Source organism: Streptomyces malaysiensis subsp. samsunensis (assembly GCF_024519315.1).
Taxonomy (GTDB): domain Bacteria; phylum Actinomycetota; class Actinomycetes; order Streptomycetales; family Streptomycetaceae; genus Streptomyces; species Streptomyces malaysiensis.
This window is the reverse complement of record NZ_JANIIC010000041.1, coordinates 52,911-77,497: the sequence shown is the minus strand read 5'-3', so window position 1 is coordinate 77,497 and position 24,587 is coordinate 52,911. Positions and strand designations below refer to the sequence as shown.

Annotated in this window: 28 protein-coding genes; 11 read left to right on the top strand and 17 right to left on the bottom strand. The window is 70.7% G+C overall.

What is annotated here, in order from left to right; genetic code table 11:
- Positions 1-41 precede the first annotated feature (41 nt).
- The 3 genes from NQU54_RS30400 to NQU54_RS30390 all read right to left on the bottom strand — a co-directional run bounded on the left by NQU54_RS30400 (position 42) and on the right by NQU54_RS30390 (position 1,625).
- Positions 42-359: a DUF2516 family protein gene (locus NQU54_RS30400; protein WP_069873670.1), complete on the bottom strand. Its 318-nt coding sequence runs from the start codon at positions 357-359 to the stop codon at positions 42-44.
- 147 nt (positions 360-506) lie between these two features.
- Positions 507-1,193: a hypothetical protein gene (locus NQU54_RS30395; RefSeq protein WP_257633841.1), complete on the bottom strand. Its 687-nt coding sequence runs from the start codon at positions 1,191-1,193 to the stop codon at positions 507-509.
- An 18-nt stretch (positions 1,194-1,211) separates the two neighbouring features.
- On the bottom strand, positions 1,212-1,625 hold the full coding sequence (locus tag NQU54_RS30390) for a helix-turn-helix domain-containing protein (RefSeq protein ID WP_069873614.1): 414 nt from the start codon (positions 1,623-1,625) through the stop codon (positions 1,212-1,214).
- A gap of 215 nt (positions 1,626-1,840) precedes the next feature.
- On the opposite strand from NQU54_RS30390, the gene NQU54_RS30385 reads away from it, so the two are divergent.
- From NQU54_RS30385 to NQU54_RS30370, 4 genes are all read left to right on the top strand, one after another.
- Positions 1,841-2,197 (top strand): YciI family protein, encoded by a 357-nt coding sequence (locus NQU54_RS30385; protein WP_257633840.1) that lies wholly within the window; start codon positions 1,841-1,843, stop codon positions 2,195-2,197.
- Positions 2,198-2,361: 164 nt separating this feature from the next.
- Entirely contained in the window at positions 2,362-3,552 is a 1,191-nt protein-coding gene (locus NQU54_RS30380; RefSeq protein WP_257633857.1) for an RNA polymerase sigma factor, read from the top strand.
- A gap of 37 nt (positions 3,553-3,589) precedes the next feature.
- Positions 3,590-4,513: an aldo/keto reductase gene (locus tag NQU54_RS30375; RefSeq protein ID WP_372506082.1), complete on the top strand. Its 924-nt coding sequence runs from the start codon at positions 3,590-3,592 to the stop codon at positions 4,511-4,513.
- Positions 4,514-4,615: 102 nt separating this feature from the next.
- Entirely contained in the window at positions 4,616-5,149 is a 534-nt protein-coding gene (locus NQU54_RS30370) for a GNAT family N-acetyltransferase (RefSeq protein ID WP_257633839.1), read from the top strand.
- Here the strand turns inward: NQU54_RS30370 and NQU54_RS30365 are convergent.
- The gene (locus NQU54_RS30365; protein ID WP_306279201.1) at positions 5,146-6,054 is read right to left on the bottom strand and encodes an NAD(P)H-dependent oxidoreductase; all 909 of its coding nucleotides are present in this window, start codon (positions 6,052-6,054) and stop codon (positions 5,146-5,148) included. The genes NQU54_RS30370 and NQU54_RS30365 overlap by 4 nt on opposite strands.
- Positions 6,055-6,250: 196 nt before the next feature.
- Positions 6,251-7,006, bottom strand: a complete 756-nt coding sequence (locus NQU54_RS30360) for a TetR/AcrR family transcriptional regulator (protein ID WP_257633838.1) — start codon at positions 7,004-7,006, stop codon at positions 6,251-6,253.
- A 112-nt stretch (positions 7,007-7,118) separates the two neighbouring features.
- On the opposite strand from NQU54_RS30360, the gene NQU54_RS30355 reads away from it, so the two are divergent.
- Positions 7,119-8,141, top strand: coding sequence for an ATP-binding cassette domain-containing protein (locus NQU54_RS30355; RefSeq protein ID WP_257633837.1), 1,023 nt, complete (start codon positions 7,119-7,121; stop codon positions 8,139-8,141).
- Positions 8,134-8,877, top strand: coding sequence for an ABC transporter permease (locus NQU54_RS30350; protein WP_257633836.1), 744 nt, complete (start codon positions 8,134-8,136; stop codon positions 8,875-8,877). The genes NQU54_RS30355 and NQU54_RS30350 overlap by 8 nt, the downstream gene beginning before the upstream one ends.
- A gap of 137 nt (positions 8,878-9,014) precedes the next feature.
- Here the strand turns inward: NQU54_RS30350 and NQU54_RS30345 are convergent, their stop codons facing one another.
- The gene (locus NQU54_RS30345) at positions 9,015-9,674 is read right to left on the bottom strand and encodes an NADPH-dependent FMN reductase (protein ID WP_257633835.1); all 660 of its coding nucleotides are present in this window, start codon (positions 9,672-9,674) and stop codon (positions 9,015-9,017) included.
- 51 nt (positions 9,675-9,725) lie between these two features.
- On the opposite strand from NQU54_RS30345, the gene soxR reads away from it, so the two are divergent.
- Complete coding sequence (soxR, locus tag NQU54_RS30340) at positions 9,726-10,187, top strand: redox-sensitive transcriptional activator SoxR (protein ID WP_069873598.1); 462 nt, start codon at positions 9,726-9,728, stop codon at positions 10,185-10,187.
- 131 nt (positions 10,188-10,318) lie between these two features.
- Here the strand turns inward: soxR and NQU54_RS30335 are convergent, their stop codons facing one another.
- Positions 10,319-11,566, bottom strand: a complete 1,248-nt coding sequence (locus NQU54_RS30335) for a GNAT family N-acetyltransferase (RefSeq protein WP_257633834.1) — start codon at positions 11,564-11,566, stop codon at positions 10,319-10,321.
- 205 nt (positions 11,567-11,771) lie between these two features.
- Positions 11,772-12,410, bottom strand: coding sequence for an RsiG family protein (locus tag NQU54_RS30330; RefSeq protein WP_257633833.1), 639 nt, complete (start codon positions 12,408-12,410; stop codon positions 11,772-11,774).
- Positions 12,411-12,556: 146 nt separating this feature from the next.
- Here NQU54_RS30330 and dtd point away from each other — a divergent pair, with 146 nt between their 5' ends.
- Positions 12,557-12,982 (top strand): D-aminoacyl-tRNA deacylase, encoded by a 426-nt coding sequence (dtd, locus tag NQU54_RS30325; protein WP_069873666.1) that lies wholly within the window; start codon positions 12,557-12,559, stop codon positions 12,980-12,982.
- A gap of 97 nt (positions 12,983-13,079) precedes the next feature.
- On the opposite strand, the gene ygfZ is transcribed toward dtd, so the two are convergent.
- The 3 genes from ygfZ to NQU54_RS30310 all read right to left on the bottom strand — a co-directional run bounded on the left by ygfZ (position 13,080) and on the right by NQU54_RS30310 (position 15,254).
- The gene (gene ygfZ / locus NQU54_RS30320) at positions 13,080-14,045 is read right to left on the bottom strand and encodes a CAF17-like 4Fe-4S cluster assembly/insertion protein YgfZ (RefSeq protein WP_257633832.1); all 966 of its coding nucleotides are present in this window, start codon (positions 14,043-14,045) and stop codon (positions 13,080-13,082) included.
- Positions 14,046-14,054: 9 nt separating this feature from the next.
- A complete protein-coding gene (locus NQU54_RS30315) occupies positions 14,055-14,531 on the bottom strand; it encodes a Fur family transcriptional regulator (protein ID WP_069873590.1) in 477 nt (158 codons plus the stop codon).
- A 159-nt stretch (positions 14,532-14,690) separates the two neighbouring features.
- Complete coding sequence (locus NQU54_RS30310) at positions 14,691-15,254, bottom strand: heme-binding beta-barrel domain-containing protein (RefSeq protein ID WP_069873588.1); 564 nt, start codon at positions 15,252-15,254, stop codon at positions 14,691-14,693.
- Between the two features lie 273 nt (positions 15,255-15,527).
- Between NQU54_RS30310 and NQU54_RS30305 the strand changes: the two genes are divergently transcribed.
- Entirely contained in the window at positions 15,528-15,893 is a 366-nt protein-coding gene (locus NQU54_RS30305; protein ID WP_257633831.1) for a DsrE family protein, read from the top strand.
- Between the two features lie 66 nt (positions 15,894-15,959).
- Here NQU54_RS30305 and NQU54_RS30300 read toward each other — a convergent pair whose 3' ends face one another.
- The 6 genes from NQU54_RS30300 to NQU54_RS30275 all read right to left on the bottom strand — a co-directional run bounded on the left by NQU54_RS30300 (position 15,960) and on the right by NQU54_RS30275 (position 20,575).
- A complete protein-coding gene (locus NQU54_RS30300) occupies positions 15,960-16,217 on the bottom strand; it encodes a DUF3099 domain-containing protein (RefSeq protein WP_014053929.1) in 258 nt (85 codons plus the stop codon).
- Between the two features lie 192 nt (positions 16,218-16,409).
- Positions 16,410-16,697 carry a DUF1416 domain-containing protein gene (locus NQU54_RS30295; protein WP_069873584.1) on the bottom strand — a complete coding sequence of 96 codons (288 nt, stop codon included), beginning with the start codon at positions 16,695-16,697 and terminating at the stop codon, positions 16,410-16,412.
- A 31-nt stretch (positions 16,698-16,728) separates the two neighbouring features.
- Positions 16,729-17,568 (bottom strand): sulfurtransferase, encoded by an 840-nt coding sequence (locus NQU54_RS30290; protein ID WP_257633830.1) that lies wholly within the window; start codon positions 17,566-17,568, stop codon positions 16,729-16,731.
- A gap of 452 nt (positions 17,569-18,020) precedes the next feature.
- Positions 18,021-18,707 carry an LmeA family phospholipid-binding protein gene (locus tag NQU54_RS30285; RefSeq protein ID WP_257633829.1) on the bottom strand — a complete coding sequence of 229 codons (687 nt, stop codon included), beginning with the start codon at positions 18,705-18,707 and terminating at the stop codon, positions 18,021-18,023.
- Positions 18,708-18,791: 84 nt separating this feature from the next.
- Positions 18,792-20,288 carry a hypothetical protein gene (locus tag NQU54_RS30280; protein WP_257633828.1) on the bottom strand — a complete coding sequence of 499 codons (1,497 nt, stop codon included), beginning with the start codon at positions 20,286-20,288 and terminating at the stop codon, positions 18,792-18,794.
- 11 nt (positions 20,289-20,299) lie between these two features.
- Positions 20,300-20,575: a MoaD/ThiS family protein gene (locus NQU54_RS30275; RefSeq protein WP_069873578.1), complete on the bottom strand. Its 276-nt coding sequence runs from the start codon at positions 20,573-20,575 to the stop codon at positions 20,300-20,302.
- A 121-nt stretch (positions 20,576-20,696) separates the two neighbouring features.
- Here NQU54_RS30275 and NQU54_RS30270 point away from each other — a divergent pair, with 121 nt between their 5' ends.
- Both NQU54_RS30270 and NQU54_RS30265 read left to right on the top strand, forming a co-directional pair.
- On the top strand, positions 20,697-22,439 hold the full coding sequence (locus NQU54_RS30270; RefSeq protein WP_257633827.1) for an ABC transporter ATP-binding protein: 1,743 nt from the start codon (positions 20,697-20,699) through the stop codon (positions 22,437-22,439).
- A gap of 115 nt (positions 22,440-22,554) precedes the next feature.
- Complete coding sequence (locus tag NQU54_RS30265; RefSeq protein ID WP_306279200.1) at positions 22,555-24,546, top strand: ABC transporter ATP-binding protein; 1,992 nt, start codon at positions 22,555-22,557, stop codon at positions 24,544-24,546.
- The last annotated feature ends 41 nt before the right edge of the window (positions 24,547-24,587 follow it).

Sequence of the window (24,587 nt, the reverse complement as noted above, 5' to 3'; positions counted from 1 at the left end):
TTCGCTGACAACGACCGTTTCTCGGCCGTTTTGCCGACCCGCTATCGGCCGTTGAAGGGTCCGTAGGGGCCGTCTGAGCTGGAGCCGCGGCCGCGCGGCCAGCGGCGGCCGCCGCCGGAGACCTGCCGCAGCGCGGGCCGGACGTCGACGATGTACACGATCGTCGCGATGAGCCCGATGATCGGCAGGAAGTCCAGGATTCCCATGAAGAAGTTCACTGCGGCGGCGAGGCCGAGGATGATCAGCCAGAACGCCTTGCTCTGCTTGTCCGCCGCTCGATACGCGTCCTCCCGGCGGATCGCCGAGTCGACGAAGGCGAAGAGGCTGAAGAGGAGCAGGGCCCAGGAGACCCAGTACATCAGCTTGCCGAAGCCTTCAACCAGCACGCCGTCCACCGCCTAGAAGATATGTATGGGTAGCGTTTCTGCGGCCACCGTACCCGCCCACCGGGCCGGGCACGCAGGGGTGTGCCCGGCGTACCCGGCCCGATCGTGGATGTGCGCTCCTCAGCCGGCCGACTTCGGCTCGGGCTTCTTGGCGGCGGTGGCGGGCTTGTTGCCACGCGCCGGGGCCTTCTTGGCCTGGGCGGACGAGGAGGGCGCCGAGGTGTGCGCGGCGGAGGGGCCGGAGCCGCTCGACGCGGCCGGGGTGGCCGGCTTGGCCGGGGACTTCGGCGACTCCTTGGACGAGTCCATGTGGACCGACTGCGACGGCGCCTTCGACCGGGCCGCCGCGTGGCCGTCCCGCTCCTGCTTGGGCTCGATCGCGTCGGCGATGTCGACGACCTCGTCGGCCGCCTCACCGCGCCAGGTCCGCACGACCTCCTGGCCGTGCTCGGCCACCTCGTCGTACCGCTCCCGCGCCTTCACGGCGAGCTCGGCGGCCCGGCCCACGCCTTGCATGGCGAGGTCCTGCGCCGTGTCGCGCAGCCGCTTGATGTCGGTGTCGATCGTGCCCAGCATCTCGCTGAGCTTGTCCTGGGCGCCCTTGGCCTGCTGGGAGACCCGCTCCTGCACGGCCTTGGGGTCGGTGTTGCGCACCGCGTTGATCCGCTCCGGGGCCTCGGCGACGATCTTCTCGACGAAGGACGGCACCTCCTTGAGCTTCTGCGCGGCGAGGTCGGCCGTGCCCGCCACGAAGTAGAGCGGGGTCGGGTCGGTGAGGGTCTTGCGTACGTCGTCGGTGATGGCCATGGTGATGGTCCTCCCGGATCAGTTCGAGGGTGTGGCGACGTCGGCGCCGGCGTCGGAGGGTTCGGGGGCGTCGTCCGAGGCGGTCTGGAGCCCGTTCTCCTTGCGGAAGGACTCATAGATCTGGAGCAGTACCTGCTTCTGCCGCTCGTTGATCGAGGGGTCGGCGAGTATCACACTGCGCACCTCGGTCTCTTCGCGGTCCCGCTCGTCGAGGATCCCCGCCTGTACGTACAGGGTCTCGGCGGATATCCGCAGCGCCTTCGCCAGCTGTTGCAGGATCTCGGCGCTCGGCTTGCGCAGCCCGCGCTCGATCTGGCTGAGGTACGGATTGGACACCCCGGCCGCGTCGGCCAGCTGCCGCAGCGACAGCTGCGCGCTGCGCCGCTGCTCGCGCAGGAACTCGCCGAGGTTGCCGACGTTGAGTGATGCCATACCTCGATGCTGCAACAGGGGTGCTAACTATTGCAAGCATTTGCTTGCAATAGTGGCGCGTGTCATGTCGGGGCCGGTCGGCGCGGCCGGTCGCGGCCGGTGGAAAAAATTTCGCGGGGGTCTGTCGATCCGGGCGGTGGCCGTTCGACGCAGGGGTGAGAGGCGGGAAAGCGCCCGGCCTCCGTCCCGTATCCCGTTTCGCGTGAGGAGTCACCATGCCGCGCTATCTGACGATGATCCGCATCGATGAGCAGAACGCCCCCGCCGAGGGCCCCAGCCCCGAGCTCATGGAGCGGATGGGCGCGCTGATCGAGGAGGCGACCAAGTCCGGGGTCATGCTGGAGACGGCCGGGCTCACCCCGACCTCCGCGGGCACCCGGGTCACCTGGTCCGGTGGGAAGATCACCTGCACCGACGGCCCCTTCACCGAGAGCAAGGAGGTCATCGGGGGCTATGCCATCCTCCAGGCCAAGGACAAGGCCGAGGCCGTGGAGTGGACCAAGCGGTTCCTGCGGACCCATGAGGAGTGCTGGACGATGACCATCGAGGTCCGCGAGATCGAGGAGGGCTGAGCCGATAGTGCTTGCTCCGTCTCCATACGGCTGCTCTGATAGTGGCCGTGACGGCAGCAAGCCCGGCCGATCCGGCGAAACCACCTCAAAGACTCAAAGCGACTGAAACAGCTGAAACGGCTGAGGCGGCCGCAGCCGCCGCAACGGTCGAAACGGTCTTCAGGATCGAGTCCGCGCGGATCATCGCGGGCGTCGCCCGCATCGTGCGGGATGTCGGCCTGGCCGAGGAGCTCGCGCAGGATGCCCTGGTCACCGCGCTGGAGCGGTGGCCGGAGTCGGGTGTACCGGACAATCCGGGCGCCTGGCTCATGGCCACCGCCAAGCACCGTGCGATCGATCTCGTACGCCGTAAGGAGACCTACGCCCGCAAGCTGGCGGAGGTCGGGCGGGACCTGGAGGACGTCTCACCGCCCGATCCGGCGGATCTCGCCGGGACGGCGGAGGACATCGACGACGATCTGCTGCGGCTGATCTTCACCGCCTGCCATCCCGTGCTGTCGACCCGGGCCCGGGTCGCGCTCACCCTGCGGCTGCTGGGCGGGCTGACGACGGAGGAGATCGCGCGGGCGTTCCTGGTCCCGGAGCCCACCGTCGCCCAGCGCATCGTCCGGGCCAAACGGACGCTCGCCAAGGCCGAGGTCCCCTTCGAAATGCCCTACGGCGACGACCGGACGGCCCGGCTCTCCTCGGTCCTGGAGGTCATCTACCTCATCTTCAACGAGGGCTACTCCGCGACCACGGGCGACGATCTGGTGCGCCCGGCCCTGTGCGAGGACGCGCTGCGCCTGGCGCGGGTGCTGGCGGGGCTGCTGCCCCAGGAGCCCGAGGTCCATGGGCTGGCCGCGCTGCTGGAGTTCCAGTCCTCGCGTATCGCGGCGCGCACCGGCCCGGACGGTGAGCCGGTGCTGCTCGCCGACCAGAACCGCACCAGGTGGAGCGGGCTGCTCATCCGCCGGGGCGTCGACGCCCTCCAGCGGGCGGGCCACGGCCCGTACTCCCTCCAGGCCGCCATCGCCGCCTGCCACGCACGCGCGATCCGCTACGAGGACACCGACTGGACGGCCATCGCCGCCCTCTACGGCCGGCTGATGGCGCTGGCCCCGTCCCCGGTGGTGGAGCTCAACCGGGCGGTCGCCGTCGCGATGGCGGAAGGGCCCGCGGCGGGTCTGAAACTGGTCGAGGCGCTCGCGGAGGAACCGACGCTCAAGGAGTACCACCTGCTGCCGAGCGTCCGCGGGGATCTGCTGGAGCGGCTGGGGCGGTATGAGGAGGCCCGGGTGGAGTTCGCCCGCGCGGCGGCCCTGACCCGTAACGCCCGGGAGCGGGCGCTGCTGCTGGAGCGCTCTTCGGGCTGATCTTGTGGTGGGGGCGAAAAGGTGCGCATGCTGCCCCATGACCTCATCTTTCTCATCCTCATCACCCTCATCGCCCTCATCAGGTTCGTCGCCCTTGTCCTCCGGGTCCTCCTCGTTGCTCGCTCAACTCTCGTCACCGGCCGATCGGCTGGGCTTCGGCGCGATGCAGCTGCCGGGGCGGTGGGCCGGTCCCGTCGTCGAGCGGGCGACGGCCGTGGCGGTCGCGCGGCGGGCCGTGGAGCTGGGCGCCCGTCATATCGACACCGCCGCCTTCTACTTCTCCGCCACCGCGCGGGCCAACGACATCCTGCGCGAGGCCCTGCGCCCGTACCCCGAGGGCGTCACCATCGCCACCAAGATCGGGCCACTGCGCACCGCGACCGGGGAGATGTACGCGGAGGCACGGCCTGAGCAGCTGCGGGGGTTGGTCGAGGAGAACCTGCGGCAGCTGGGCGTCGACGCGCTCGACCTGGTGTATCTGCGGGTGGGGCGGCTCAAGGCGGTGGGCGGGGTGTCGATCGGGGAGCGGTTCGCGGCGCTGGCCGCACTGCGCGAGGAAGGGCTGGTGCGACGGCTCGGGGTGAGCAATGTGAGCGCCGACCAGCTGGCCGAGGCCCGCGCGATCGCGCCCGTCGCGGCGGTGCAGAACCGGTTCGGGGTGCTCGATCAGGCCGATGGGCCGCTGGTGGACGAGTGCGCCGGGGCCGGGATCGCCTATATGCCGTTCTTCGCGCTGGGCGGCGGCCATACCTCCCTGGAGGGCGAGAACCTGCGGACGGTCGCGGAGCGGCACGGCGCGACCGCGCATCAGATCGCCCTCGCCTGGGGGCTCGCCCGCTCTCCCGCGATCATCCAGATCCCCGGCACCAGCTCGCTCGCCCACCTCGAGGAGAACATGGCGGCGGCGCGGATCGCCCTGGACGAGGACGACATGGCGCTGCTGGAGCCGGTGGCGGACTGACGCCGGGCCGGGCCGTGACCCGGGTGCGGGGCCGTTGTCGTACCCCCGTGGTCGAATGAACGGAAGGCGGGCGCAGGGTGCGCCGACGGCGGGAGGCGGCGGATGTCCGGTGCGGCGAGCGGGGTGCGGATGCGGCTCGAGCCGTGGGAGGACAGCGCGTTCTGCCTCGAGCTGCTGCGGCGTGTCAACAGCGCGGAGATGACGGCCCACCTGGGCGGACCGGAGAGCGAGGAGCAGATCCTGGTCCGCCATCGGCGGTATGCCGAGCTGACCGGGCCGGGCGCCGGGCGGATGTACCGGGTCGTGCTGGTGCCGGAGGAGGAGACGGTCGGCAGCATCGGGTACTGGGAGCGGGAGTGGCGGGGTGCGTCGGTGTACGAGACCGGCTGGGCCGTGCTGCCGCCGTTCCAGGGGCGGGGGATCGCGGCCGCGGCCGCGGGTGAGGTGGCCCGGGCGGCCGCGGCGCAGCGGACCCACCGGTATCTGCACGCGTATCCGTCCGTCGGCCACCCGGCGTCGAACGGGGTGTGCCGCAAGGCCGGGTTCACTCTGGTCGGCGAGTGCGAGGTCGAGTATCCGCTGGGGACGATGATGCGGTGCAACGACTGGCGGCTGGAGCTGTGGCCGCCCGCTTAGGCGCCCCGCGCGGCGGGGGTGGCCGGGGCCTCCCGGGCGGCTGGCGAGTCCTGGGCGGCCGGGGTGTCGGCCGGGGTGGCCGGGGCCTCCTGGGCGGCGGGGGTGTCGGTCAGGGCCTCCTGGGTGGCCTCGTCATGGGGGTGGGCGTAGTGCACGGAGAGCCCGGTCCGGCCCGGCAGAAGGCCGGGCCGGAGCACCAGGCGCTCGTCATAGTCCCCGCCGTTCTGGCGGCGGAAGGGGATCGGCTCCTCGGTCGGCAGGGCGGCCAGCCGCTTCCGCAGCGCCGCGGCATGGGCCTCGTACGCCTCGGCCGGGACCCGGTCCGCGCCGTACACCACATACGGCGGCAGGACGGACATACCGCTGTACCAGAAGGTGCCGTGCTGGAGGGGGAACAGCAGGTCGTCGATCTCGCCGTTGACACCGCGCGGCCCCATGGTGGCCTCGGGCGCCCCCGCGGTCAGGACCACCATGGCGCGCTTACCGGCCAGCTTGCCGTCCCCGTAGCGCAGGGTGCGTCCATCCGGTCCCCTGACCCCGTAGGCGAGGCCCTTGACGAAGACGCGGTCGAACCAGCCCTTGAGGATGGCGGGCATTCCGTACCACCAGAGCGGGAACTGCACGATCAGCGCGTCCGCCCAGGCGATCTTCTCCTGTTCGGCACGGATGTCCTCGCTCAGCGTCCCCGCGTCATAGGCGCGGTGCGAGGCGGCCCCGACGATGAGGCGTTCGCCCTCGTCATGGCGGAAGTCGGCGCCGTCCACCACGGGGTTCCAGCGCATCGCGTAGAGGTCGGACAGCCGGTGGTCGTGGCCCGCCTCTCGCAGGGCGCGCAGACCCTCGTCGCGCAACGCCCCGCCGAGGGAGCGCTGTTCGGGGTGGGCGAATATCCACAGCACATTCATGCCCACCATGCTCGGAAACGGCCTCCGGGCCGACGAGTGGCCGGATGGCCATGACGTGGAAGAATCTGGCCAGCTGTGGCCAGCTGTGGCCAGCGAGCCAGGGCCCGCCAGTGTGGTCGGCGAGTGTGAGCGGCCAGTGTGGCCAGCCAGTGTGAAAGGACGGATCCCGCGTTGAGGGGATCCGGGGGCCGGGTGGTCAGCTCCGGGCGCTGATCAGCGCTTCCACACCGTCGAGAATCCGCTCCAGCCCGAAGACGAACTCGTCATCGGGGCCGCCCGGGGTCTCCAGTTCCCCCGCCCGCAGCGCCGCCGTCACCGCCGGGAAGCGCTCGGCGTCGGTCACCTTCCCCAGCAGCCTGGCCCAGGACGCCAGAGAGGTCTCGATGCTGTCCCCGGTGCGCCGGTTGACCGCCAGGATGTCGAAGGTCATCCGAACCTCGTTGCGGACAAAGCCGCTGACCAGCATCAGCACGGAGATCTTCTCGCCCTCGCCGAGGTTCGTATGGCGGAGACAGGAGAGTCCGCGCTCCATCCAGGCCACCGAGTTGGGCATCGACGGCGGGGTGTCGATCGGGACGCTCACCACCCACGGATGACGGGCGAGGGCGGTGCGCAGCGCCCAGGCCCAGGCGGCGAACCCGGCCCGCCAGTCCTCGTCCTTCGCCGGGTCGCCGGGCGGCGGTGGGCCGTAGGCCGCGTCCTCCATCAGCGTCAGCAGCTCGTCCTTGGCCGAGACATAGCGGTACAGCGACATGGTGGAGGCGCCGAGCTCGGTCGCGACCCTGCTCATGGAGACCGCGCCGAGGCCGTCCGTCGAGGCGATGCCGACGGCGGCGTCGACGATCCGGGCCAGGGTCAGCCCCGGGCGTGGTCCCTTGCTCGGGCGTTCCCGGAGTCCCCAGGCGGTCTCGATGCTCGCCGGCAGGCCGGTGCCGCTCTCTTCGCTGGCCATGGCCTCGGGACCTCCGTACGTGGATGTTGCTCATGTTCGCTCGATTGACCGCCATCCTAGAGACCTACGCAGTAGCGCGTATGTCATACGCAGAAGGAGGAGCGGGGGAATCATGACCCATCGACCAGCTGTCGAGGCGAGCGGCCTCGAGAAGTCCTACGGGGCGGTGAAGGTGCTCAGGGGCGTCGATCTGTCGGTCGCGCCCGGCAGCGTCTTCGCACTGCTCGGCCCCAATGGGGCGGGCAAGACCACGACTGTGCGGATCCTGTCCACGCTGACACCGCCGGACGCCGGGCGGGCCCGCGTCGCGGGCTTCGACGTCATCACCGACCGCCGCCGCGTCCGCCGCGTCATCAGCCTCACCGGGCAGTACGCCGCCGTTGACGAGATGCAAACCGGTGAGGAGAACCTGCGGATGATGGGGCGGCTGACCCGGCTCGGCCGCGCCGAGGCCCGCGGCCGCGCCCGCGAACTGCTGGAGCGCTTCGACCTCACCGGCGCCGCCCGCCCCACCGTGGGCACCTACTCCGGCGGGATGCGCCGTCGGCTCGACCTCGCAGCGGGCCTGGTCGGCCATCCCGAGGTGATCTTCCTGGACGAGCCGACCACCGGTCTCGACCCGCGCAGCCGACAGGCCATGTGGGAGGTGGTCAAGGGGCTGGTGACGGACGGAGTGACGGTCTTCCTCACCACCCAGTACCTGGAGGAGGCCGACCAACTCGCCGATCGCATCGCCGTGGTGGACGGCGGCCGGGTGGTGGCCGAGGGCACCTCGGCCGAGCTCAAGGAGCGCGTGGCCGGGCAGCGGTTGGACCTGGTGTTCGGCGATATCGCCGGGTACGAGAGGGTCGCGCTCCGGCTGGGCGTACGACTCGTATGGAGCGACGCCGACCGGCTGACGCTGGGCGTCGCGACGGACGGCAGCGCCGCCCACGTACGGGCCCTGCTCGATGAGATCGACCCCGAGCGCCGCGCCGTGGACCGCTTCAGCGTGCGCGGCGCCACGCTCGACGATGTCTTCATGGCCCTGACCGGCCACGCCGCCGAGGGCGAGAGCGGTGCCGAGGGTGAAAGGCGTGGCGCCGAGGGCGAGAGCCGTGGCGCCACGGGTGAGAAGGAGGCGGCCGGTGTCTGACGCGATCGTTCTGACGGGCCGTACGATCCGGCTGACCAGGCGCAATCTGGACGCGGTGCTCACCGCCATGCTGCTGCCGATCATGCTGATGCTGGTCTTCGTCTCCTTCTTCGGCGGTGCCATCCACACCGGCACCGAGTACGTCACCTATGTCGTCCCGGGTGTGATGCTGCTGTGTGCGGGCTTCGGCTCGGCCAATACGGCGGTCACCGTCACCCATGACATGACGGGCGGCATCATCGACCGCTTCCGGTCGCTGGACATCGGCGGTACCGCGATCCTGGCGGGCCATGTGGCCGCGAGCGTGCTGCGCAACACGGTCGCGACCACGATCGTCTTCGGGGTGGCCTTCCTCATCGGCTTCCGGCCGGTCGCCGGTCCGCTCGACTGGCTGGCCGTGGCCGGCATCCTGCTGATGTTCATCCTTGCGATCTCGTGGCTGTCTGCCTGCTCCGGCCTGATCGCCAGGTCACCGGAGGCGGCGGGCGGATGCACCTTCCTGATGATGTTCCTGCCGTACCCCAGCAGCGCGTTCGTGCCGATCGACACCATGCCGGGCTGGCTGCACGGGTTCGCGGAGCACCAGCCGGTAACCCCGGTCATCGAGGCCCTGCGGGGGCTGCTGCTGGACCGGCCGGTCGGCGACAGCGCCTGGCAGGCGCTGGTCTGGTGCGGCGGGATCCTGGTGGTGGCCGCCGGGCTGTCAGGCGCGCTCTTCCGCCGCCGCACCGCCTGAGCCACCTTCCCGGCGGCGCCGTTCGACGGGGACCGGCGCCGCCGGGAGGGTCCAACTGGCGTACGGGGCGGGTCGGCTGCCGTATGGGGCTGGCCGGCTGTCGTACGGCTGGGTCAGGCGCCGTACGTACGGGTGGGTCAGGCGCCGTACGGGTGGGTGGTGCGGGCCGTGCGCAGGGCCCGCGCCCACCAGGTGAGCTGGTCGAGCATCACCCCGGCGGCGGTGTCCGGACCCTCGGGGTCCTTCAGCCGGCCGTCCGATTCGAAGAGCCCGCCCGCGTTGTGGAAGCTGACCGTGTCCCGGACGGTCACGGCGTGGACCTCGGCGAAGACCGGCCGCAGATGCTCCACCGCGCGCAGGCCCCCGGAGATGCCGCCGTAGGAGACGAAGCCGACCGGTTTGGCCTGCCACTGGGTGTAGTGCCAGTCGATCGCGTTCTTCAGGGAGGCGGGGTAGCTGTGGTTGTACTCGGGTGTGACCACGGCGAACGCGTCGGCCGCGTCCAGCCGGGGTGTCACGGCCTCCAGGGCCGTGCGCTCCTCCGGGCCCGGCCGATGGGTGAGGGCCGTGGGCAGCGGGGTCTCGGCCAGGTCGACGACATCGACGGTGATATCCGGGCGGAGCGTCGCATGACCGGCGAACCAGTCCGCGACCTTCGGCCCGAAGCGCCCGTCACGGGTGCTGCCGACGATGACGGCGAGCCGGATCGGGGAGTCGATGGAGTCGGCGCGGGTGCCGGTGCCGGTGCCGGTGCGGGGTTCGGCCGTTGCCGTGGATACAGCGGTGTCAGTAGTCATGGGACGAGCCTCGGACTTAAACAAAGGTTGAAGTCAAGCTACTCTCGGCATATGACGCAACTGACCTGGAAGACCCATGAGCTCACGGTCGGCGAGCTTTCGCAGCGCAGCGGGGTCCCCGCCTCCGCACTGCGCTTCTATGAGCGCGAGGGGCTGATCCACAGCCGCCGCACCACCGGCAACCAGCGTCGCTACACCCGCGATACGCTCCGCCGCGTCGCCTTCGTCCGCTCCTCGCAGCGCGTCGGCATCCCGCTGGGGAGGATCCGGGAGGTGCTCGCGCTCTTCCCCGAGGACCACGTCCTCACCAAGGAGGACTGGGCCCGGATCTCGGAGTGCTGGCGCACGGATCTCAACGAGCGCATCGAACAGCTTGAGAACCTCCGCGACCACCTCACCGACTGCATTGGCTGCGGCTGTCTGTCGATCGACAAATGCGCGCTGGCCAACCCGTACGACCGGCTCGGCGAACAGGGCGCGGGCGCGCGCCGGTTGCTCAAGTCCTGCTGCTGAGCACCGGCCGCCCAGCGTGAGCACCGGCCGCTCAGCGCTGATCCCCCAGTGTCGGCCGCCCAGCGCCCAGCGCGGACCGGGCAGGTGTCGGCCGGGCAGGGGCCGGTCGCGGGGCCCTGCCCCCGGGCGGCTCAGAAGCCGTCGGGGCACCAGGGGCGGCGCGGGGTCCGCAGCAGCCGGTCCGCCAGTGCCGCGGCGCCCGGGCGCTCCTCGGCTATCCGGCCGAGCGAGGTGAGCCGGACCGCCGACTCGTCGCCCAGCCACAGCGTGCCCAACTCGCCGATGTCCATGGTCAGATCGGCCGCGCGGCCCGTGGTGGCACACGCCGCGCCGTCGGGGCCCGCCTCCAGGAAATAGCGGCCCCCGGCCAGCCCGGCGCCGTCGCGCAACTCGAGCACCAGCGAGCCCTCGACCGGGTATGTACGGGTCTCCAGCAGCCGGGGCACATCCAGCGGGCGCAGCCACAGCCAGTCGGCATACATGGTGACCTGGGCCGCGCGAGGATCGCCGAGCAGCAGCGGAAGCAGATCGTCCGGGGCGCGCCGGCCAGTGTTCACCCGGGTCACCCAGTCGACCGAGAGCAGGAAGTGCCACAGCGCCCGCTCGGCGGCCGGGGTGACCGCCAGCAGCTCGAGCACGGTGGCGGCGTTGTGCGGCCGCTTGTTGCCCTCCCAGCGATCATCGGCCGTGTAGGCGAGCAGACCGTCCACCGAGCCGTCGGGGGAGCGGTAGAGAACATAGAACGGCTCGGTCCAGGGACGGCTGGGGAACTGCCGCTGACCGGTGTTGGTCCGCCACCAGAGGTCCGGGCGGTCGATGACTCCGTGCTGCCAGGCGCGCAGCCGCTCATGCAGTGCGGGGCCCAGCTTCCGCACCTCCTCGCCATCGGCGAAGTCGACCCGGCCGCCGGCCACCGGAGCCGAGTGGCGTGGGTCGAGACCGGCCCGGGGGACGTCCACCTGCCATTCGCTGATCCAGGTGGCCGGGCCGAAGCCATACCGCCCATAGATCGGGTACTCGGCGGCGATCAGGGTGGCCACCGCCTCGCCCCGCTCCTTCGCGGCGCGCAGATCGTGCTCCATCATCCGGCTGAGCAGGCCACGGCGGCGGTGGGTGGGCGACACCGCGACATTGCTGACCGCGTCGGCGGGGACATCGGCCCCGCCGACCGCCGTCAGCCGCTGGGCGAAGCTGCGGAAGGTGGCGACGCAGCGGTCTCCGTCGAAGACCCCCTGGGTACGGGACAGATCCATCTGCTCCCGGCGCAGCTCCACCTCCTCCTTCGGCGCCTCCGGTGGACGCAGAAAGCCGGTGTTGAACGCGACAATCCAGCTGGTCAGATCGGAGTCGGCGAGTGAGGTGCGAAGTTCGAGGGCCATGCGCACACGCTAAGCGTCCGCCGCAACCTGCCGCACGCCGATTTCCCCAGCCTTCGGAACAGGTCCTTTTATCACACCGCACCCTGTGGATGGCCCGGCGAGCGCCCCGCCGACGGCTGCCCGAGCGCCCCGCCGACAGTTACCCGAGCCCCTCGCGGACCGCTGCCCGAGCGCCCCGCCGACAGCTGCCGGAGCACCCCCGCCCCTACGCCAGCAGGTCGTCCACCTGCGCCTCTCCCTCGCGGTACCGGCGGGCGATCTCCGCACTGCAACCGTCCGCCGTCCGCTGGAGCTCCTGCCGCCGCCGCGACACCTGCTGCTCATGGCCGACGAGGCGGGCCATCGCGCCGTGCAGCTCCTCGTCCGTACGGGCCCGCAGATCGGAGAGGCCCACCTCGGCCAGCATCTCCTCGGCCAGCCGCTCGTACTCCTCGCCGTGCGGCGTCCCGAGCGTGACATGGCGGGCCGAGGAGCGGTGCCGTGAGGGCAGGTCCGCGAGGATCTCCGGCAGCCGGTCCACCAGCGCGGCGGGCGGCTCCGCCGCGGCCGCCGCGGGCGCCGGGTCACGGCGATGGCCAAGCTCGGCGCGGAGGATGTCGATCCGGCCCTGGAGCAGCCTGCGCAGATAGCTCAGATCCGCCTCCTCGCGCTGTGCCGCGCGGCGCAGCTCCCGCAGCTCCGGCAGCCGCAGGGCGTGCAGACCGCTCGCGGCGGCGGATGTGGCGGTGATGGCCGCCGCCGGTACGGCGGCGGAGTCGGCCAGCCGTCCGCCGCGCTGGCTCGGCGGCCGTGGCGGCAGCAGGCTCTCGGTGGCCATGGGCTGACCGGTGCCCGATGTGTTCATTGGTGTCCGTCCCCTCCAGCGATGCGTCATTCCCGCATTTCCTGCCCGCCTGCACCGCCTGCACGCATCGTGCCACCAGTGATGCTCCCTGTGCAGCGGCTCTCCACCCGATCGGCCCCGGATGGACGCACGGCATGATGGTCGCCATGCGTGCTGTGGTACAGAGAGTGAACGGGGCGAGCGTCGTCGTGGACGGCGAGACGGTCGGCGAGATCGTCGGCCAAGGGCTGTGTGTGCTGGTCGGGGTGACACATGACGACACCCCGGAGAAGGCGGCCCAGCTCGCCCGCAAGTTGTGGTCCGTAAGGATCCTCCAGGACGAGAAGTCCTGCTCGGACCTGGCCGCTCCGCTGCTGGTCATCAGCCAGTTCACGCTCTATGGCGACGCCCGTAAGGGGCGCCGCCCCACCTGGAACGCGGCGGCGCCAGGCCCGGTCGCCGAACCGCTTGTCGACGAGGTGGTGGCCCAGCTGCGGAAGCTGGGCGCGCAAGTGGAAACGGGCCGGTTCGGAGCGGAGATGAAGGTCTCGCTCACGAACGACGGCCCGTTCACGGTGCTCATCGAGGTCTAGCGGCTCGCCGAGGTCCAGGGGTCTGGCGGCTCACCGAGGTCGGACAGCTCCGCGGGGCCGATCGCGCTCGCGCTGGTCCAGCGAATCCGCAACCGGCTCATGGCTCCACGACCGTCTCCTGTGCGGCGGCCGTGGAGTCCGCGATCAGCTCCGCGTCCACCGGCACATTGCGCTTGACCAGCGCGAGCGCGATCGGCCCCAGCTCGTGGTGGCGGGCCGAGGAGGTGATGAACCCCAGTTGGCGCCCCTCCTCGCCCTCCGCGGCCAGTCGTATGGGCGCGCCGTGGGACGGCAGCTTCACCTCGCTGCCGTCGAGGTGGAGGAAGACCAGCCGACGCGGTGGCTTCCCCAGGTTCTGCACCCGGGCGACGGTCTCCTGACCGCGGTAGCAGCCCTTGTGGAGGTGGACGGCGGAGCCGATCCACCCCAGCTCATGCGGAATGGTGCGGTGGTCGGTCTCCAGGCCGACCCGTGGCCGGTGGGCCTCGACCCGCAGCGCCTCGTACGCCAGCGCCCCGATCGGCGGGCCGCTCGCCTCGGCGAAGGCGGTAAGGCGCTCACGCGGCAGGAAGAGGTCCCGGCCGTGCGGGGTTTCGCGGACGACCGCGTCCTCGGGGGCCTCGGTGATGCTGCCCGCCGGGAGATGGACGATCGCGTAGTCCTCGGTGCGGTCCGCGATGTCGACCCGGTAGAAGAACTTCATGCTCTCCAGGTAGGCGATCAGATCGCCTTGGCTGTCGGGCTCCACATGGGCCCAGGTGGTTTCGCCGTCGTCGACGAGATAGAGCGCGTGTTCGATGTGGCCGTGGGCGGAGAGGATCAGGGCTTCGGTGGCCTGGCCCGGCGGAAGGTCGCTGACGTGCTGGGTGAGCAGCAGATGCAGCCAGCTGAGCCGGTCGGCACCGCTGACCGTGACCACTCCGCGGTGCGAGAGGTCCACGAAGCCGGTGCCGTCGGCGAGCGCGCGCTGCTCGCGGAACAGGTCGCCGTAGTGGGCGGCAACGCCTTCATCGGGGCCCTCGCCGGGGACGGCGCCGGGCAGCGACAGCAAGGGGCTCTTCATGAACTCAGCCTACGACCTGCGGGCTCGGCCCTCATCGGCGCCGTTTTCGGCGTCGTCCCCACCGCGCCGCCCGGCGGAGCACGCGGCACACCGGCCGAAGATCGCGAAGTGCTTCAGATCGGTGTCGAAGCCGAAGTCCGCCCGCAGCTGCCGGGTGAAGGCGTCGGCCACGGAGACATCGGCCTCGATCACATCGGTGCAGTCCCGGCACACCATGTGGATGTGGTGGTGCCGGTCGGCCAGGTGGTACGTGGGGGCGCCGTGGCCGAGATGGGCATGGCTGACCAGGCCCAGCTCCTCCAGCAGCTCCAATGTGCGGTAGACCGTGGAGATGTTGACGCCGCTCGCGGTGCGGCGCACCTCGGTGAGGATGGCGTCCGGAGTGGCGTGCTCCAGACGATCGACGGCTTCGAGCACGAGCTGGCGCTGCGGGGTCAGTCGGTAGCCGCGCTCCCGCAGATCGCTCTTCCAGTCGGTGGTCGCCACGGTGCAAGTGTAGGCGCGCCCGCGCCCACCGGCCGGACGCGGAGGACAGAACCGGACGCGGCACGGAAGAGCCCGGCCCGGCGGAAAGCTGGAAGAGCCCGGAAGAGCCGGACCCGGCGGACGCTCGAAACGCCGAAGAGGCCGGAAACGCCGAAGGGCTCAGCGGAAGAAGGCGATCCCGTCGTCCGGCAGGTCCTTGAGGTCCTTGGCCCACTCCCGCGGGTCCACGACCTTCTTCAGATGCGCGGACATGTACGGGCGCAGCTCGACCTCGGGAGTGGCCTTCTCGCCGACCCACATCAGATCGCTTTTGACGTAGCCGTACAGCCGCTTGCCGCCCGAGTACGGGGCCGCGTGCGCGGTGCGCGCCACCGCGTCCGTCGCCAGGTCGATCTGCGGCTTGCCCTCCGCGAGCTCGCCGTACCAGACCTCGATGATGCCCTGGTCACGGCTCATCACGACCTCGACCTTGCGGTCCTTGTCGATCCGCCAGTAGCCGGACTCGCTCTCCAGGGGGCGGACCTTCTTGCCCTCGGAGTCCAGCACCCAGGTGTGCGAGACGTACTCGATGAAGTCCCGGCCGTCGTGCGTGAAGGTGGCCTCCTGCCCGAAGTTGCACTTCTCGGCCCCGGGGAAGTCCGATACGCCGGCCCCTTCCCAGTTGCCCAGGAGGAAGGCGAGCGGCACGAGGTCCGGGTGGAGGTCGGACGGAATCTGGATCATGAATTCAGGCGATCTGTCGAGGGACGAGCCGTGGCGGTGGGGTGAGGAGCGGTTCAGCGCTGGCCCTGGTACAGCTTCTTCCAGGTCAGCGCGGCGAAGCCGAGCGTGGCCACGGCGACCAGGATCATCAGGGTGGTGAAGACTGCCTCAAGCACGAGCGCGCTCCTAGGAACAGATGACGGACGGCACCGAGTCTAGTCGGCGCCGGGACGGCCGGTGGAGACAGGTGGCCGTGCGGCGCCGCTCCCAGGGCGCCGAGCCTAAGGTTGACGCATGGCGAAGAAGCTCGTGATCAAGGTAACGGCGGGCGCGGACGCTCCCGAGCGGTGCTCCCAGGCGTTCACGGTGGCGGCGGTGGCCGCGGCGAGCGGGGTGGAGGTCTCGCTCTGGCTCACCGGGGAGTCGACGTGGTTTGCGCTGCCCGGTCGGGCGGCGGAGTTCGAACTGCCGCATGCGGCGCCGCTTCCGGATCTGATCGACGGCATCCTTACGGGCGGCGGATCGATCACGGTGTGCACTCAATGCGCGGCGCGCCGGGAGATCGAGGAGAAGGATCTGATCGAGGGTGCCCGGATCGCGGGCGCTCAGGTCTTCGTGAGCGAGATCATGCCGGACGGCGTCCAGGCGCTCGTGTACTAGGGCGCTCCCCGAACGCCCCCCGGCCGGGCCCCGGTCAGCGGGGTCGCTGTGGCTGTGTGCTCGTGGTCAATGCCGGTGGTTGTGCTCGTCGAGCTCCCGCCACCACCGGTCGGACTCCTCGTCCCCCGATTCGTCCCACCATCGGTCGTCAGGACCCCGGCGATTGGCGACGATGGCCGCCAGAGGCGGGATCACCATGGCGACGATGCACATCGCGACCGCGGCGGGTACGGACCACAGGCGCACAAAGGCCCACGCCGAGATGAAGAGCGTCAGACACGCGCCCATCAGGAAAAAGTATGCGTGGCGGCGTCGCGCGTACATATCTCAAGGGTACGTCCGGGACCGCCACGCCGATAGGCGAAGGCGGACGCGGACGAACCCCCGTGCCGACAGCCCATGGCCGGCCGACGAGAACGGCCGGCGCGGCCGGGACGGACCGAGGGCCGCACCCCGCCGAGGCGTCCAACCCCGCGGTGCGGCCCTCGGACCGTGTGTCACGGCGCGCCGTGGCCGTCAGACGGCGATGGCGACCTCCGCCAGCCCGCCCTTCTGGGCGACGACCGTGCGGTCAGCGGTGGCGCCGGGAACCAGGGCACGCAGCGTCCAGGTGCCCTCCGCGGCGTAGAAGCGGAACTGTCCGGTCGCGGAGGTGGGGACCTCGGCGGTGAACTCACCGGTGCTGTCCAGCAGCCGCACGTACCCGGCGACGGGCTCGCCGTCGCGGGTCACCGAACCCTGGATGGTGGTCTCACCGGGCTTGATCGTCGAGGCGTCGGGGCCGCCGGCCTTGGCTCCACACATGGGTGTCTGTCCTTACGTTCGGGGGAGAGGGTCAGCTGTCGGCGCCGAGCTCGACCGGCACGCCGACCAGCGAGCCGTACTCGGTCCAGGAGCCGTCGTAGTTCTTGACGTTGGGCTGGCCGAGGAGCTCGTGCAGGACGAACCAGGTGTGAGCGGAGCGCTCACCGATGCGGCAGTAGGCGATGGTGTCCTTCGACAGGTCCACGCCCGCGCCCTCGTAGATCTCCTTGAGCTCGTCGTCGGACTTGAAGGTGCCGTCGTCGTTGGCCGACTTCGACCAGGGGATGTTGCGGGCGCTCGGGACGTGGCCCGGACGCTGCGACTGCTCCTGGGGGAGGTGGGCCGGGGCGAGCAGCTTGCCGGAGAACTCGTCGGGGGAGCGCACGTCGACGAGGTTCAGCGCGCCGATGGCCTCCACGACCTCGTCGCGGAAGGCGCGGATGGAGGCGTCCTGCGGCTTGGCCTTGTACTCGGTCTGCGCACGGGTCGGGACCTCGGCGACCAGGTCGCGGGAGTCGAGCTCCCACTTCTTGCGGCCGCCGTCGAGCAGCTTGACGTCCTGGTGGCCGTAGAGCTTGAAGTACCAGTACGCGTAGGACGCGAACCAGTTGTTGTTGCCGCCGTAGAGGACGACCGTGTCGTCGTTGGCGATGCCCTTCTCCGACAGGAGCTTCTCGAAGCCGGCCTGGTCGACGAAGTCACGGCGCACCGGGTCCTGGAGGTCCTGCTTCCAGTCGATCCGGATGGCGTTCTTGATGTGGTTCTTGTCGTAGGCCGAGGTGTCCTCGTCCACCTCGACGATGACCGTCTTGGGGTCGTCGATACGGGCCTGGACCCACTCGGCGTCCACCAGGACGTCACTGCGGCTCATGTCTCTCTCCTCCGGGGCAGTTGCGGCGGTACGGGCGCGCTCGCGACGCGACGCCGCGCGGGGGGCGTGCGGCGAGCGTAGGAGCGAAGGTGCGGGAAGGCCCGGCTGACGGGCCGAGAGGGGGCCGGTCCTAGGCGTGCGTGAACGGACCACGGTCCCATTCAGATGGCGCGACAGAGCATGGCGGCGACGCGGCACAGGTCGACTGCCCGCCGCTTCGTGAGATCCGCCTGTCGCTTCATGCGTCCGATCGTAGGGACGGACAGCAGGCATGTCACCGGTATGTCGAATCGTGAGACGCCATCGTCCGGCAGGTGAGATGGGGGAAGCGTGAACGGCCGGTGCGCGGGGGTGTGGGGGTATGCGGCGGCCACGGGCGTCCATATACGCGGACGAGATCGTCTCAGTGATTGGACCAGGGGTGTGGGTGAGTGCCCCTGGTCGTGATCGCGTCAGCCCGCCAGTTGGACGTTGTTACCCGTGACCGAGACGTCTATGCCGTCCTTGGTGGTCTGTACCTTCTCCAGCCGCATCCCGGTGGGCAGGCCGTCGATCTTCCGCTCGATATCGGCCTTCTCGCGCACCTTGTCCTCCCACTGGGGGATGCCGCCGCCCGGGATGGAGTCGGCGTGCAGCCGGATGGTGTCGCCGTTCACGATGGTGACCTGGGAGTGGGCGGTGAGGCTGAGGCCCAGCAGACTGCCGGTGATCTTGACCTTGTTGGTCCCGGACGGGTCGTAGGCGACCGTCACCCCGGGACCGGCGGCCTGTGAGAGGTCCGCGTAGCCGATGTGGGCCGAACCGGTGGCGCGGTCGGCGCTGGCGGACGAGAAGTTGCCCGAGATGCGGACGTCGTGCAGCTGGGCGTCGAGCTCGGTGACGCGGACGCTGCGGCCGTCGACCGTGTCCGTCGTCAGGTCGTCCACGCCGACGTCGACCTCGTCCAGCTCCTTCCCCGCGACCTGGGTGAGGAACGGGAAGCCCTTGATCGAGACATTGGGCGTGGTGGTGAGGCCCTGCGAACTCTTGATCTTGTCGGCGGCCTTCGACTCCGCGATGTACACCGCGATGCGGTCGGCGGCCACGAAGAGGCCGCCGAGTATCACGACGACGATCAGTGTGATCCGTAGTGCGCGCATGTGCGTGGGTCCCCCAGGCTCTCGCTCAGGCGCTCGCCTGAGGTCTGCGAGCCTATCCGGAGCAAATGAGCGGGAGCCGGGCAGTCAGCCCATAGCGCGACCGATCACATAGACCACGGGGGCGGCGGCCGCCAGCGGCAGTGCCACACCGGCCGTCATATGGACGAAGCGCGAGGGGTAGTCGTAGCTGGCGACCCGGTGCCCGATCAGCGCGCACGCCCCGGCCGCGAACCCGAGCAGGGCGGCGGTGGAGGTGCCCGTTCCGGTGAGCTGTCCGGCCCCGACCCCGCCGCCCGTGGCAGCCGCCAGAGCGACTACGACGGCGGCCGCGGTCGGCAGCGGCAGCGCCCGGACCAGCAGGCCCACGGCGACGGCGGCCGCCCCCACCACGACGGCGTCCGAGGACTCGGCGACGGCGGCCAGATAGCCGCCCGCGAGCACCGCGAGGGCCGTGGACGCCACGGCGGCCGTGAGGCCGTACAGCCGCTCGTCCGGGGAGGCGTGGCTGCGCAGCTGGAGGACCAGCACCAGCAGCAGCCAGACGCCGATGGTGCCGATGACGACCATCGGCGCGTGCCCGGGCTCGGTGGCGAGCAGACCGACATCGGCGGCCAGACCGCCCGCGAAGGCGAGCGCGATGCCCTGCCGGGCGGGCCACATGCCGTTCAGCCGGAACCAGCCGGCCGCTGTGACCGCTTGCAGCACCGCCACCACGACGGCGACCGCCGGGCGGCCCAGCGGCGCGGTGGCCGCGAGCAGGGCGGCGAGCGCGGAGGTCAGGGCGGCGGGGACGAACCCCGGGTGGAGGATCTGCGGACGGCCCTCGGCACGGGCCTTCTCGGCGGCGGTGAGCGGCCGGTCGGGCTGCGCGGCGGGCGGCTCGGCGGTCGCGGTCGCGGCGGCGGGCATGGCCTGTGTCTCGGCCTGGGCGTGGGCCTGTGCGTGGGCGTGAGCCTGCGCGTGGGCCTGTGCCTGTGGGTGGGCCGGTACCTGTGGATTGGCCTGCGTCTGGGCGTGAGCCTGTGCCTGTGGGTGGGCCTGCGTCTGGGCCTGTGCCACGGTCTGGGGCCGGCGCGGCGCCTGGGACGGGTCGGCGGGCTGGTACGGGTGCTGCTGCTGGTCCCAGCCCTGGGCGTACTGCCCCTGGTGGCCCTGGTGGCCCTGGTGTGCCTGCTGGCCCTGGTGCCCCGGGTGCGGCTGCTGCCCGTGGTGACCCTGCTGGCCCTGCTGGGCGGTGGCATAAGGGTCCGCGTACGGCTGCTGCTGGTATTGGTGCTGCTGCGGGTGCTGGTACTGCTGCGGCTGACCCTGGGCGTACCCCTGCTGCTGCGGATACCCCTCGTACCCCGGCCAGTCGGCCGGCTGCTGGGCGCCATGTCCGTTGCCGCCGGGACCGCCCGGACCGCCAGGGTCGCCGGGACCGCCATGGCCCGGACCGCCGTGGCCGCCGTAAGGATGCCCGCTCTGGTCGTATCCACCGTAAGGAGCCTCGTACGCCCCGTACGGGGGATACGGCTGCTGCTGTCCCTGCTGCTGATGAGGCTGATGAGGCTCGTGGGGTTGATGCGGCTGGTTGCTCATGAGCTCGGGGTTCACCCTCCTGCGAACGGCGGGAGCACCTCGACCGTGCCGCCCTCGGCGAGTTGGATCGTCTTGTGGTCGCGGGTGCCGACCGGGGTTCCATCGACCAGAAACGCACAGCGCAGCAGGACCCGTGCGAACTCCGGCCGTGCCGTGTGCCGCTCCCGGGCCGTGTCGAGCGCCTCCGCCAGCGTCCACGCGGTGTACGGCTCCTCCGAGGTACCGGCCGCGGCGCGGGCGGCGGCCCAGTACCGGATGGTCCCGGCGGGCGTGTTCATCATCGCCATCGCGATCCCTTTCCCGTCTTCTGCCGCCTCCATGATGACGGGTTCGGGCCCGCGACCGGGACCACGCTCGGTTCGTCGAAAATACGGCCGGTTCGGGACGAGAGTCACTTAAGGTTTGCGTGTGCTGGTACGACTGATACGGGCGTATCTGAGGCCCTATACCCGAACGATCACGCTGATCGTCTTATTGCAGTTGGTGCAGACCCTCGCCACGCTCTACCTGCCCGCGCTGAACGCGGACATCATCGACAGCGGAGTGGTGAAGGGCGACACCGGCTACATCCTCCGTGTCGGCGGGCTGATGATCGCCGTCACTTTCGTCCAGATCGTCTGCGCCGCGGGAGCCGTCTACTTCAGCGCGCGCACCTCCATGGCGCTCGGCCGCGATGTGCGCGCCGCCGTCTTCGACCGGGTGCAGTCCTTCTCCGCGCGTGAGATGGGCCACTTCGGGGCGCCGTCCTTGATCACCCGTACCACCAACGATGTGCAGCAGGTGCAGATGGTGTGCCTGCTGGCCTTCACGCTGATGGTCTCGGCGCCGATCATGTGCGTCGGCGGTGTCGTCATGGCGCTCGACCAGGACGTTCCGCTGTCGGGGCTGCTTCTGCTCATCGTTCCGGCCCTGGGCCTCGTCGTCACGCTCATCGCCCGCCGGATGCGGCCGCTGTTCCGTCATGTCCAGGAGCGCATCGACACCGTCAACCGGGTGCTGCGCGAGCAGATCACCGGCATCCGGGTGATCCGGGCCTTCGTCCGCGACACCCATGAGCGCGACCGCTTCCGTGCCGCCAACACCGGGCTGATGGATGTCTCGCTGCGCGCCGGACGGCTGATGTCGCTGATGTTCCCCGCCGTGATGCTGGTGGTGAACGTCTCCAGCGTGGCCGTCGTCTGGTTCGGCGGGCACCGCATCGACAGCGGTGGGATGCAGGTCGGCGCGCTGACCGCGTTCCTCAGCTATCTGATGCAGATCCTGACGTCCGTGATGATGGCCACCTTCATGTTCATGATGGTGCCGCGGGCCGAGGTGTGCGCCGAGCGCGTCCAGGAAGTGCTGGACACCGTGACCAGTGTCGTACCGCCGCTCCAGCCCGTGGCGCCCGTGCCCGCCGACGCCGGACGGGGCCTGCTGGAGCTGCGGGGAGTGGAGTTCCGCTACCCCGGCGCCGATGAGCCGGTGCTGCGCGACATCTCGCTGATCGCCCGGCCCGGCCGGACCACCGCCGTCATCGGCTCCACGGGCAGCGGCAAGTCGACCCTGCTCGGGCTGGTGCCGCGGCTGTTCGACGCGACCGACGGCAGTGTTCACATCGGCGGCGTGGATGTGCGCGACCTCGACCCGGGGGTGATGACCCGGACCGTCGGGCTCGTCCCCCAGAAGCCGTATCTCTTCGCCGGCACGGTCGCCTCGAACCTGCGGTACGGCGACCCCGGCGCCACCGACGAGGAGCTGTGGCGGGCCCTGGAGACCGCCCAGGCGCGGGAGTTCGTGGAGTCCATGGAGGACGGTCTGGACTCCCCGATCGCCCAGGGCGGGACCAATGTCTCCGGCGGTCAGCGGCAGCGGCTGGCGATCGCCCGCGCCCTGGTCGGCAGGCCGTCCGTCTATCTCTTCGACGACTCCTTCTCCGCGCTCGACTACGCCACCGACGCCCGGCTGAGGGCGGCGCTCGTGGACGAGACGGAGAGCGCGACGGTCGTCATCGTCGCCCAGCGGGTGTCCACCATCCGGGGCGCCGACCTGATCGTCGTGCTCGACGCGGGCCGGATCGTCGGCGCCGGTACCCACGGCGAGCTGATGGCCGGCAACAAGACCTACCGCGAGATCGTGCTCTCCCAGCTCACCGAGGAGGAAGCGGCATGAGCGACGCACGCACGGCCACCGCGCCGCGGAAGACGACGAAAGCCGCACCTCCGCGCCGCGTGGGCGACAGCTACATCAGCTGCTGGCGCAGCGGGGCGAATGTAAGAGACGCCGCATGAGCGGCACCACGGCGCCCCGCCGGGGCCCGGCGCCCGCCGCCGGGCCCGGGCGTTTCATGGGCGGGCAGCCCACCGAGCGGTCCATGGACTTCCGCGGCTCCAGCCGCCGGCTGCTGGCCCGGCTCCGCCCCGAGCGCGGTATCGCGCTGCTGGTGCTCGCGCTGGGCACGGTCAGCATCGGTCTTTCGGTGGTGGGCCCGAAGATCCTCGGCGCGGCCACCGACCTGATCTTCGCGGGCATCGTCGGACGGCAGCTGCCCGATGGCGTCAGCAAGGAGCAGGCTGTCCAGTGGCTGCGGGACAGGGACCAGGGCACGGTCGCCGACATGGTCGCCTCGATGGACGTCACCCCCGGCCAGGGCATCGACTTCCACGCGGTCGGCGTCGTCCTGCTGTGGGTCACGGCGCTGTATGTCGTCTCCTCGCTCCTGAACCTCCTCCAGGCGCGGGTGGCCACGGTCGTCGTCCAGCGCTCGGTCTTCCGGCTGCGCGAGGACGTGGAGCACAAGCTGGCGCGGCTGCCGCTCTCGTACTTCGACAAGCAGTCGCGCGGCGAGGTGCTCTCCCGTGCCACCAACGACATCGACAACATCCAGCAGACGCTCCAGCAGACCCTCAGCCAGATCATGGCCTCGCTGCTGATGATCGTGGGCGTGCTGTCGATGATGTTCTGGATCTCGCCGCTGCTGGCGCTGGTGGCGCTGATCACCGTCCCGGTCTCGGTGTGGGTGACGACGCGCATCGGCAAGCGCGCACAGCCCCAGTTCGTGGCCCAGTGGAAGACCACGGGCAAGCTCAACGCCCATATCGAGGAGATGTACACCGGCCATTCGCTGGTGAAGGTCTTCGGGCGGGAGAAGGAGTCCGCGGAGCTGTTCCGGGAGCAGAACGACAAGCTCTACGAGGCGGGCTTCCGGGCCCAGTTCATCTCCGGGCTGATCCAGCCCTCGATGATGTTCATCGGCAATCTCAACTATGTGCTGGTGGCCGTGGTCGGCGGGCTCCGGGTGGCCTCCGGCGCGCTGTCGATCGGCGACGTCCAGGCGTTCGTCCAGTACACCCGGCAGTTCAGCCAGCCGCTCACCCAGGTGGCCTCCATGGCCAACATGGTCCAGTCGGGCGTGGCCTCCGCCGAGCGGGTCTTCGAACTGCTGGACGCGCCGGAGCAGAGCGCGGGGCCGGTGGCGGCGCGGCGGCCGGAGGTGGTGCGCGGGCAGGTCGCGTTCGAGGAGGTCGCCTTCCGCTACCAGCCGGACAAGCCGCTCATCGAGGGTCTGTCGCTGTCGGTGCGGCCGGGGCAGACCGTGGCCATCGTCGGGCCGACCGGCGCGGGGAAGACCACGCTGGTCAATCTGCTGATGCGGTTCTACGAGGTCAGCGGCGGGCGGATCACGCTCGACGGGGTGAACATCGCCGAGATGTCACGGGAGGAGCTGCGCTCCCATTTCGGGATGGTCCTCCAGGACACCTGGCTGTTCGGCGGGACGATCGCCGAGAACATCGCGTACGGCGCGCAGGGCGCCGGTTTCGAGAAGATCGTGGCGGCGGCGAAGGCCACCTATGTGGACCGCTTCGTACGGATGCTGCCGGACGGCTACGACACGGTGATCGACGAAGAGGGCTCCAACGTCAGCGCCGGTGAGAAGCAGCTGATCACGATCGCGCGGGCGTTCCTCGCCGAGCCGTCGATCCTGGTGCTGGACGAGGCCACCAGCTCGGTCGACACCCGCACCGAGGTCCTCATCCAGCGGGCGATGGCCTCGCTGCGGAGCGGCCGCACCAGCTTTGTGATCGCGCACCGGCTGTCGACCATCCGGGACGCGGACGTGATCCTGGTGATGGAGTCGGGGCGGATCGTGGAGCAGGGCTCCCATGACGCGCTCCTCGCGGCCGGCGGTGCGTACGCCCGGCTCTACGCGTCCCAGTTCGCCGAGCCGGTGGCGGAGGCCCGAGTAGCCGACCGGCCGCATAGCCGACCGGCCGAATAGCCGGAGCGCCGGACAGCCGGAGCAGCCGACCGCTCGGCCGT